Here is a 9,117-nt window from a genome sequence, read left to right on the forward strand (position 1 = left end):
CATGGCCGCGAGCTCGGCCAGCATGGCCGAGTGGCGGTCCTGGGCTGGGGCGTCGGCGGACATGAACGGAACGAGAACATGGGTTCGCCGGAAAGGCAAATATTGGGTGGGGGAAAGTTGGGGGGTGTGGCTACGATCGGGCCGGTGGTTCGGTCAGACTTTGGATGCCATGCACGTTCTGAATTAGACCGCAGATCACCGGGGGCGAGACACTTTCGCCTCTGGAAGGTCACCCCATCAGTTGTGCGGCCACGGTGATTGCAGAGCCGACCACAGCTCCAACAGTGGCCACGACAACCTCCCGCCAGAACGGATGCCGCTCGTGCCAAGGCTTCGGTGGCCGCCCCTCGAAGCCGCGCACGGCGTGATTGATTCGGGCCATCTGGTGTTGAACCAACCCATCCAAGACGCTGTCGAGAACCGCCTCTCGTGAACCGTCTTGATGCGTATCGCTACTTACGCGCGCGATCTCGCGTGCATGCCCAACATAACGTTGGAGCCCTTGAACCCAGATTGTGTGCAGAGCCTGTGGGCTAGCGCCGGGTGTCGCACGGGCCGCCTCATAGCGGAGCTTGGTCTTCTCGATGAACGCGGTGGCATGAGTATCTATAGTCTGCGCAAACGCGATGCCGAGGCGGCTGGATGAAAGGTTGCCTGTTTGCACCGCCTTGCTGCGAACCTGAGCGATCTCCGGCCCCACTCCCGAAATCGCCTCGCCAACTTCAAATTCCACATCAGCGAAGAACCGATCTAGGGCGGGATGCTGCTTCGGTTTCGCCATCAGCCAGACCTACTCGATAACAGATCCACGAACTACTGAACTGCCTCGGTGGCGGCCCCACCTTGCCTAAAAATCTGCTCGCGCACCCGAATGACTAGGCCTTCGAGCAGGGGAAGGCGAAGCGCAGCCCGTCTTCCACGAGCTTAAGCGGATGCTGTCCCCACGCCTCCGGGTGATCCGCGATATACTTGCGAACGACGGCTAGCGCCCGCCCAGTAATCGCCTCCCCCATCGGGCAGATGCGACGTGCGGCGGACAGCTGATCCATCGCGCCAAGAATGTATCCTGAGCAGAAATCAACCTCCAAAACACTGCGCGAATCCTTGCAGCTCTGGGCGAGTTGAAAACTCGTTGCCGAGCTGACGTAGACCTCCGCAGCATTGGATGCTGACGTCTGCGAGAAGGCGACAGCAAACAGGGCCACAGTGCATTGCATCTTCACGCCAATGCTCCCTCACCAGCGACCTACGATACGTCAATCTGCTCTGATCGCAGGTCTCCCGTCCACAAGGTCATCCCCCCGTCACGCCGCGCTTCTTTCTGGCGCAAGATGCAGTGACGTCTCGCACACCTCCCCCTGAAGACCATGGCCAGCATTCTGCCTGCCGGGCCAGGCGTCTCAAGGACGAGCGCGCAGCGCTCGCCGCGGCGCGGCGCGCCGGGGGCGCGTCCTTGACACGCCTGGCCCGGCAGGCTCGCGATCCACCATGGAATTAAGGGCGGGAAGGGCGAGGTCGAACCCGCTAGATGCGGACGTTCGGATGGTCCGCGCAGGGTGGCTAGCGGACGTTTCCTGTGGAAGCTTAGCCGGATGGGATACCAGCATCGTTCCGGCGCTGCGAAGCGCCTAGGGCTCCTAGTGTTGGTGTTACTTCAGCGACGCCACCTCCTTCGGCTGTGCTCACAACATCAAGCTGGGCGATTGGAAGTACGACGGTCCACGACGCGACGACGAGTGGATCAGGCTCGGCAACTACGGCGCAATGCACTGCTACATCGTCGAGTACAGAGCGTATGCGCGCGAGCACCTCGACGGGCGCTGGCCAACGTACAGCCGCCTCGTTTCGCTGGGGAAGGCAATCGCCCCCGCCGGACCGGTCGAGCTTTGGGTCCTGCAGTCGGGCGCCAGGCCGGGCAGCGACTATACCCTCTTGGCGAGCAAGATGACGTCGACCCCCATCGACGCATTTGACGTGCTGCCGGTCGAATGTCCCCGCGACAACGTTCGGGAGACACCGCCGATTGACATCCTCATCACCCGGTACTGCTCCATGAACTCCAAGGCCGAGTTGATCGCGCTCGCTCGCCGCATGGTCAAACGGCGCCCGCTCGGGCGACTTGAGTTCGTGGGTCCCGCGGAGTGAGCCATTCAAGGTCCGCTCTGGGTTGCAGGTCGACATTCGCCTCGCCCTTCTCCAGGCGCGCGGCCGAGCCTCAGCTTGGGTCCCGGCTCTCGGCAGGATGAGCGGAGGGGTGGGTGAGGCCGCCCTCACCCGGCCTCTCCCTCCCGAGCTCAACTCGGCGGGAGAGGGCAAGTTCGCCTCCGCCGGACCTCGCCCCGCCTAGGGCCCGCAGGACCAGCGGCCGGGGAAGGTGCGGCGGGCGCCGTCGGCGCGGTCGTAGGTCAGGGTGGCGGGGCGCGGCGGGGACTCGCCGCCGCCGATGGCAGGCCCGGTGAGGTCGATGCGGACGGTCTTTCCGGCGCCCGAGAAGGTCGCGCCCTTCAGCATGGCGTCGAAGCCGCCGGGGGCGGCGACGCGCTCCACATAGCTGCCGACCTTGACCACGCCGATCGCGGGCTCGCGGGAGGCGACCTTCCCCATGGCGACAAGGAGCGGGCCGCCCGCGGGGGCCTGGAAGCTGCAGCCCAGCTCGCCGGGCAGCCGGGCCGCCTCGATCTCGGCGGCGGACAGGGCGGCAAGCTCGATCGGCGAGCCGTCGCCGCCGACCGTGGCCCCCGGCGCGGCCTGCGCCGGGGGGGCGCTCGGGATGGCGGCCGGGGCGGCGCCCGCGGCTTCCGCCGGGGCCTCCGGCGGGCCGCCGCCGGAGCCGGAGCAGGCGCAGAGCAGGACGGCCGCGGCCATCGGGACGACGCTCGCCGCGGGGGAGCGCCACGGCCGCCGGCGGGGCGTGGGACTGGGCCGCAAGGTCGTCTCCTCCTCGGATCGGGATGGGGAGACTAGGGGCGGACCTGCGGCGGGAAGAGGGCGGCGCGCGGCTCCCGGTGTATAGGACGCGCATCGCGGCAGGGGGCGGAGGTGACGATGCGGAGAGGCCGATGCGTGGCCGTGCTGGCGGGCGTGCTGCTGGCGTCGTGCGGGCCGGCCGGGCCGGCGCCGGAGACGCCGGACGCGGTGGCGCCGAAGGCCGCTGCGCCCGCGCCGGCGCCGGCTCCCGCCGTGGCGGCCGGGCCGCGGTGGCGGCTGGAGACCCCGGCGGCGGGCGGCGCGGCGCTGGTCCATGCCGGGGCCGACGGGCGGGAGGTGCTGCGGCTGGCCTGCCGGCCGGACGCGCCGGGGCTGCAGGCGGACGTCCCCGGGATCGCGCGGGTGGGCAGCGAGGACCGGCTGACGCTGGGGGCCGGGGCCGGGCCGGAGCTGGCGGTGTTCGTGGTCTCCATGGCCGGGCCGGACCAGGGGCTCAGGGCGACAGGCCAGGCCCAGCCGGCGTTCGTGGCGGCGCTCGCGGACGGCGGCGAGGTCGGGGTCTCGTACGGCGCCCGGCAGCTCAGCCTGCCCCCGCCGCCGCGCGAGGCCGGGGCGGCGTTCGCGGCGCGGTGCGCAGGCGGCGCGGAGCGGGGCCGGTAGGCCGCCGGAAAAGCCTGGCTCCCGCGTTCGCGGGGATGAGCAAAGGCGCCCGGCTCGACAGCGGCGGTTGGGCCGCATAGCGTTCGGGCCTTGCCGACGCCGCGGATGCCCTCGACCTCGCTCCAGACCTGGACCTCGCCCCGCCTCGCCAGCCTCTGCGGCGCGGTGGCGCTGGGGGTGTTCCTGGGGTTCGCGGGGCCGTTCGGCTCCTTCCAGTCCCTGGGGCATCCCGAGCGGTACGGCTTCTGGTTCGGCTGCGTGGCGACGGGCTATGGGCTGGCGCTCGCCACCCTGCAGATCCTGCGGGCCGGCGCCGGATTCCGCCGCCTGCCGAGGCTGGCCGCGGTGGTCGTCGTGGGGCTGGTCTCGACCCTGCCGATGATGTTCGTGGTCGCCTGGGGGCTGGAGGTGGTGCTGCCCGGACGCTCCACGCCGCCGGACCGGCTGGTGTCGCTCTACCTGTCGGTGGCGTCGGTCCAGCTGGTGATCGCCGGCATCGCGGCCTGGCCGTCGCTGGGCGCTCCGGACGCCGCGTCGCCCGCCCCGCCAGAGGGTCGGGCAGAGGCGGACCCGGGCGCCGATGCGTTCTTCGCGCGGGTCCCCGAGCGGCTGGGACGCGAGCTCGTGGCCCTGGAGGCGCAGGACCACTACCTGATGGTCCACACGCGCCGCGGGTCCGCGCTGATCTACATGCGGCTGGGCGAGGCCGTTCGGCTGCTGCCGCCTCAGCTCGGCTTCCAGGCGCACCGGCGCTGGTGGGTGTCGCGCCGGGAGGTCGCCGGCCTGCGCCGCGAGGGCCAGCAGACGCGCATCGAGCTGGCCGCAGGCCTGACCGTGCCGGTCGGCCGGACCTATCTCGCGGCGGTGCGCGCGGGGCTGGAGGGGCGCGGCGCCTGAGGCGGCTGTGGCGTTGCCGCAGATCCGGGCCTCGCGAACGCCATTGGCGGAATCGGCGGTTGTCCGCGGCGGGGCGCCGGCGGAGAGGGGGCGAATTCCCAGCAGCCCTACCGGAGACCCGATGCGACACGCACTATTCGCCTGCGGCCTGATGCTCGCCGCCGCCCTCCCCGCCGCGGCGTCCGCCCAGGACACGACGGTGCTGACGACGAGCTGCGCCGAGGCGCCCACGGGGGCGGGGGCGCCGGCCGGCGAGCCGGACCTGGCCGGGCTGTGGGACTTCCACATGGATGTCGGCGGGATCCCGAGCTTCGGCCTGCTGACGCTCGGCCGGCTCGACGGGCGCTACGCCGGGACGCTGACGCCCGTGCGGACGGCGCCGGTGATCGTGCGCAGCCTGACGGTCGCCGGCCGGAAGGTGCGGATGGTCGTGGGGTCGCTGGAGGGGGACGTCGCCTACGACGCCACGCTCTCGGGCGCGGGCGACCGGATGTGCGGCGTGGTGGCCTACCACGGCGGCCGGTTCCACCCGATGGTGGCGCAGCGACGGCCGCAGCGGTCGGCCGCGCCGCGGTAGTCGGTCGGGCGCGGCGCCCCTAGTCGTCGAAGCCGAGGAAGACGGCGGCCTCGTCGACCGACTTGCGCTCCGAGACGACGGCGTTGGCGGGGAAGGTCTCGTCGGGCCAGCCGAGCGCGATGGCCTTCATGATCACCTGGTCGTCGGCGATGCCGGCATGCTCGCGGACCACCGGCGACTGCATGATGCCCTGGCTGTTGATCACGCAGCCCAGGCCCCGGGACCAGGCGGCGTTGACCAGGGCATTGGTCACCGCGCCGCAGTCGAAGGGGGTGTCGTCGCTGCCGGCCAGCACCCTGTCGTAGGTGACGATCACGCAGACCGGGGCGTCGAACTGGCGGAAGCCGCGCAGCACCCAGTCCTGGCGCCGCTCCTTGTCCTCGCGGGCGATGCCCATGGCCCCGAACAGCTGCTTGGCGACGCCGACCTGGCGGTCGCGGTGGACGCCGGCGAACGCCTCGCCGGTGCGGAACTCGCGGCTGTGCGGCACGCCGGCCAGGTTGCGCTCGGTGTTGCCAGCGCGGATGCGGTCGAGCGGCTCGCCGGTGATGACGTAGAAGTTCCACGGCTGGGTGTTCATCGACGAGGGCGCGCGCATGGCGATCGCCAGGATCTCCTCGATCAGCTTGCGGGGCACCGGGTCGGGCTTGTAGCCGCGGATGCTCCGGCGACCGAGGATGACGTCGTCGAACTGCATGAAGGTCCCCAAAGCTTGCGTCGCGGCGCGCAGCGGCGCCAGTCTGATCGCCCAGCGCCACCGTCGCCGAAGCGGATCGTGATGAGCAAGCACCGGATCTACACAACCAGCTTCGCCAGCGTCTATCCGCTCTATGTCGCCAAGGCCGAGAAGAAGGGACGGACCAAGGCCGAGGTCGACGAGATCATCGGCTGGCTGACCGGGTTCAGCGCCGCCGAGCTCGCCGCCCACCTGGAGCAGAAGACCGACTTCGAGACCTTCTTCGCCGAGGCGCCGCTCAACCCCGCCCGGGCGGAGATCAAGGGCGTGGTCTGCGGCGTGCGCGTGGAGGAGGTCGCCGACCCGCTGATGCGGGAGATCCGCTACCTCGACAAGCTGATCGACGAGCTCGCCAGGGGCAAGGCGATGGCGAAGATCCTGCGCGGGTGAGCCGTCAGACGCGGCGGGGCTCCGGAGGCGCGCCGAAGCCGCCTTCCGGGTAGGGCATGATCATCCGGCCGTCGGGGGCGGCGGTGAAGGTGGTCTGGGTGGGGTAGGCGAACTCCAGGCCCTCGGCGTTGAACCGCCGCAGCACGCCCAGGCCGATGCGGTGGCGGATGGCGTAGACCTGGTCCCAGTCGGGGCGGAAGACGTCGAACTCGACCTCGAAGTCGAGGGAGCTGGCGCCGAAGGCCACGAAGCCGGAGCGGACGAAGGTCGCGCCCTCGGCCTCGACGATCTCGCGCAGGATGTCGGGGATGCGGGCGGCGAGCTCGGGGTCGGTCTGGTAGATGACGCCGATGGCGAACTTCAGCCGGCGGTGGTCCAGCGTCTGGTAGCTGGTGATCTCCTTCTGCAGCAGGTTGGCGTTGGAGACGATCTTGCGCTCGCCGGTGATGGCGCGCAGGCGCGTGCTCTTCAGCCCGATCCGCTCCACGGTGGCGGTGCTGGTGTCGTAGGTGATCGTCTCGCCGACCCGGAAGGGCTTGTCGAAGATGATCGAGAGCGCCGCGAACAGGTCGGAGAAGATGCCCTGGGCGGCGAGGCCGATGGCGATGCCGCCGATGCCCAGGCCGGCCACCAGGGCGGTGACGTTCACGCCGACGTTGTCGAGCACCACGATTGCGGCGACGGCGAAGATGGCCACGGTGACCAGCAGACGGATGATGCCCGTGGCGTTGGCGAGGGTCTCGCTGTGGCCCTCCTCGGCGGTGCGGCGCTCGATCAGGCCGAGCACGATCTCGCGGATCCAGACCGCGCCCTGGATGGCGGCCGAGATGGTGAAGAGGAAGCCGACGGTGTTCGCCACCGGGGCCGGGGGATTGGCGTAGCTGACCACCAGCCGGGCGGCGACGAGCATCAGGAAGACGTGGTGGGTCCGGCTGGCCGCGCGGCCCAGGAGGGCGCGGAAGCCCAGGGGCGCGCCCGGCCGGTCCTTCAGGCGCGCGACCAGGCCGGCGGCGAGGCCGAGGCCCAGGTAGATCACCGCGCCGGCGACCAGGGCGATGGCGATCTCGGTCCCGTGCGCCTGGACCCAGGCGACGAGGTCGGCCCAGACCTGTTCGGGCGAGGCGGCGGACTTCGGGCCCGCCTTCGGGGCGGCGGCCTGGCTGGTCGGCATAGGGTCTCCGGTCTGTCCTGGACGGCCCCTGGTTAGAACAGATCGCGCCCCGGCCAAAGGGCGGGCGGTGGCCGCACCGGTCTCAGTGCTCGCGCCGGGTCCACCTGGCGAGCACGCGGCCCTTGTGGGTGATGGTGACGTCGCGGCCGGGGTTTTCGCGGGCGGCGGCGTAGTAGGCGGCGAAGCCGATGGTGGCGTCGGCGGCGATGGCGATCACCCGGTCGAGCGCGCCGTCGGGGTCCCACAACTCGATCCGGTAGGGCAGGTCGTCGCCCTCGATGGTGAACGGCAGGCCGCTGAAGCCGCCGCCGCCCGGGGCTTCGTCGCCGTTGCCGCCGCCTTGGGCGAACCTGACGGGTCGGTGGAACACGCGCGTCTCCTGAGAGCGGCTCGCAAGTTCCCCAGCGGGGACGGGCGAGTCAATGGAGTCCGGCTGTTCCGCGGAGGGACGAAACCGGGCCGCCGCGTCGTTTCTCGCATATGACCTACACGCTCCTGGTCACCGGCGCCGACGGCCGGCCGCAGGCCCGCCTGACCGACTACGGCGACGAGGACGCCCTGATCGCCGAGGTGCGGCACCTGCTGTCGGCCGAGCAGCCGCGGATCGCCATCGCCCGGGGGACCGGCGAGACGGCGACGCCGCTGGGCGTGTGGGACTGGTGCGGCGGCCTGCCGACCTGGACGCCGCGGCCGCCGGGATAGCGCCAGCGTCGCGCAGACGACAGCCGCCGCCCGCGCGGAGGCGGGCGGCGTCGCCGGCGGGCCGGGCGGGCGTCAGGCGCCGGCAAGCTCCATCGGGGTGTAGTCGCGGCGGCGGCGGGAGGCCCCGCCCAGTTCGGCCGCGATCACCAGGATGGCGAGGCCGGCGTTGACCAGGGCCACGGCGAAGTGGGCGCCGCGGTCGCCCTTCAGCCCCAGGGCCTCGATCTCCGCCACCGTGCGGCCGGCGGCGAGCGCCTCCATGAGCGGGGTATAGTCCGGGATGTTGATCCCGAGCCACGGGGTGAGGTGGGCGACGAGAAAGGCCGTCGACAGCGCCAGCGCCCCCACCCCCGCCGCCAGGCGCGTGCGCTTGACGAGCAGCAGGAGGGCCAGGACGCCGGCCACGATCCCCACCGCATAGCGGGCGCCGGGCTCCAGCCAGCCCACGCCGGACTTGGCCTCGGCCCAGCCGTAGATCGGATGGATGTCGAGGCCGATGAACTTCGGCCAGACCCAGAGGGCGACGAGGCTCATCGCCAGCATCACCGCGCCGCTGAGGCTGAAGGCCATGTTCTGGTTGTTCATAGCTTCCTCCGTTCGGAGCGGAGCGCGCCGCGGGGCGCGCGCCGCCGTGGTTGGCCCGACATCACGGCCGGCGGCCGTCAGAGGGGCCCGGGCTCTGAGGGACAGATGAGCGGGGCCCAGGCCCCGTCCAACAGGCTCGGCCATTGAAAAGCGCAATGGCTGAGATGCGGCGCGCACGGGTCATGCGGCCCTCGCCGACTCGGCGCTGCGCACCACGTGGAAGCGGACGAGCGCGTCGTGGGAGTAGAGGTAGCTCATGCGGCGCCAGATGGCGGTGGCCTCGTAGAGGCTGTCCACCGGGCCGATCACCTCCGACCAGCGGCGGTGGCGGAAGCCGGCGTCGAGGTACTTGCCGCCGACCACCCAGTAGTCGCCCCTCTCGTGCGGATCCCAAGGCGGCATGGCGGCCTCACTGCCCCTGGCCGAGGCTGTAGCCCGGCTCGCCGTCGAAGGTGCACAGGTGCTCGGTCT

Annotated in this window: 15 protein-coding genes; 6 read left to right on the top strand and 9 right to left on the bottom strand. The window is 71.3% G+C overall.

What is annotated here, in order from left to right; translation table 11 throughout:
* Positions 1-229 precede the first annotated feature (229 nt).
* Entirely contained in the window at positions 230-781 is a 552-nt protein-coding gene (locus V7Z97_RS17765; protein ID WP_334164771.1) for a hypothetical protein, read from the bottom strand.
* A gap of 94 nt (positions 782-875) precedes the next feature.
* Positions 876-1,217: a Rap1a/Tai family immunity protein gene (locus tag V7Z97_RS17770; protein WP_334164784.1), complete on the bottom strand. Its 342-nt coding sequence runs from the start codon at positions 1,215-1,217 to the stop codon at positions 876-878.
* Positions 1,218-1,764: 547 nt separating this feature from the next.
* Here V7Z97_RS17770 and V7Z97_RS17775 point away from each other — a divergent pair.
* Positions 1,765-2,145 carry a hypothetical protein gene (locus V7Z97_RS17775; RefSeq protein ID WP_334164772.1) on the top strand — a complete coding sequence of 127 codons (381 nt, stop codon included), beginning with the start codon at positions 1,765-1,767 and terminating at the stop codon, positions 2,143-2,145.
* Positions 2,146-2,343: 198 nt separating this feature from the next.
* On the opposite strand, the gene V7Z97_RS17780 is transcribed toward V7Z97_RS17775, so the two are convergent.
* Complete coding sequence (locus V7Z97_RS17780) at positions 2,344-2,928, bottom strand: hypothetical protein (protein ID WP_334164773.1); 585 nt, start codon at positions 2,926-2,928, stop codon at positions 2,344-2,346.
* Between the two features lie 117 nt (positions 2,929-3,045).
* On the opposite strand from V7Z97_RS17780, the gene V7Z97_RS17785 reads away from it, so the two are divergent.
* The 3 genes from V7Z97_RS17785 to V7Z97_RS17795 all read left to right on the top strand — a co-directional run bounded on the left by V7Z97_RS17785 (position 3,046) and on the right by V7Z97_RS17795 (position 5,062).
* Entirely contained in the window at positions 3,046-3,588 is a 543-nt protein-coding gene (locus V7Z97_RS17785) for a hypothetical protein (protein ID WP_334164774.1), read from the top strand.
* A gap of 105 nt (positions 3,589-3,693) precedes the next feature.
* Complete coding sequence (locus V7Z97_RS17790; protein ID WP_334164775.1) at positions 3,694-4,485, top strand: LytTR family DNA-binding domain-containing protein; 792 nt, start codon at positions 3,694-3,696, stop codon at positions 4,483-4,485.
* A gap of 121 nt (positions 4,486-4,606) precedes the next feature.
* Positions 4,607-5,062 (top strand): hypothetical protein, encoded by a 456-nt coding sequence (locus tag V7Z97_RS17795; RefSeq protein ID WP_334164776.1) that lies wholly within the window; start codon positions 4,607-4,609, stop codon positions 5,060-5,062.
* A gap of 19 nt (positions 5,063-5,081) precedes the next feature.
* Here V7Z97_RS17795 and V7Z97_RS17800 read toward each other — a convergent pair whose 3' ends face one another.
* On the bottom strand, positions 5,082-5,759 hold the full coding sequence (locus V7Z97_RS17800) for a nitroreductase (RefSeq protein ID WP_334164777.1): 678 nt from the start codon (positions 5,757-5,759) through the stop codon (positions 5,082-5,084).
* A gap of 81 nt (positions 5,760-5,840) precedes the next feature.
* Between V7Z97_RS17800 and V7Z97_RS17805 the strand changes: the two genes are divergently transcribed.
* The gene (locus V7Z97_RS17805; protein ID WP_334164778.1) at positions 5,841-6,188 is read left to right on the top strand and encodes a DUF2200 domain-containing protein; all 348 of its coding nucleotides are present in this window, start codon (positions 5,841-5,843) and stop codon (positions 6,186-6,188) included.
* Positions 6,189-6,192: 4 nt separating this feature from the next.
* Here V7Z97_RS17805 and V7Z97_RS17810 read toward each other — a convergent pair whose 3' ends face one another.
* Positions 6,193-7,359 carry a mechanosensitive ion channel family protein gene (locus tag V7Z97_RS17810; RefSeq protein WP_334164779.1) on the bottom strand — a complete coding sequence of 389 codons (1,167 nt, stop codon included), beginning with the start codon at positions 7,357-7,359 and terminating at the stop codon, positions 6,193-6,195.
* 82 nt (positions 7,360-7,441) lie between these two features.
* The gene (locus V7Z97_RS17815) at positions 7,442-7,729 is read right to left on the bottom strand and encodes a hypothetical protein (RefSeq protein ID WP_334164780.1); all 288 of its coding nucleotides are present in this window, start codon (positions 7,727-7,729) and stop codon (positions 7,442-7,444) included.
* 110 nt (positions 7,730-7,839) lie between these two features.
* Here V7Z97_RS17815 and V7Z97_RS17820 point away from each other — a divergent pair, with 110 nt between their 5' ends.
* A complete protein-coding gene (locus V7Z97_RS17820) occupies positions 7,840-8,061 on the top strand; it encodes a hypothetical protein (RefSeq protein ID WP_334164781.1) in 222 nt (73 codons plus the stop codon).
* A 72-nt stretch (positions 8,062-8,133) separates the two neighbouring features.
* On the opposite strand, the gene V7Z97_RS17825 is transcribed toward V7Z97_RS17820, so the two are convergent.
* The 3 genes from V7Z97_RS17825 to V7Z97_RS20585 form a co-directional block, all read right to left on the bottom strand.
* Positions 8,134-8,646, bottom strand: a complete 513-nt coding sequence (locus V7Z97_RS17825) for a hypothetical protein (protein ID WP_334164782.1) — start codon at positions 8,644-8,646, stop codon at positions 8,134-8,136.
* Between the two features lie 180 nt (positions 8,647-8,826).
* Positions 8,827-9,048 (bottom strand): DUF4170 domain-containing protein, encoded by a 222-nt coding sequence (locus tag V7Z97_RS17830; protein WP_334164783.1) that lies wholly within the window; start codon positions 9,046-9,048, stop codon positions 8,827-8,829.
* Between the two features lie 7 nt (positions 9,049-9,055).
* The coding region (locus tag V7Z97_RS20585) for a hypothetical protein (RefSeq protein WP_442958047.1) at positions 9,056-9,117 on the bottom strand (62 nt) is incomplete at its 5' end.

This window comes from Phenylobacterium sp. (genome assembly GCF_036821595.1).
GTDB lineage: Bacteria > Pseudomonadota > Alphaproteobacteria > Caulobacterales > Caulobacteraceae > Phenylobacterium.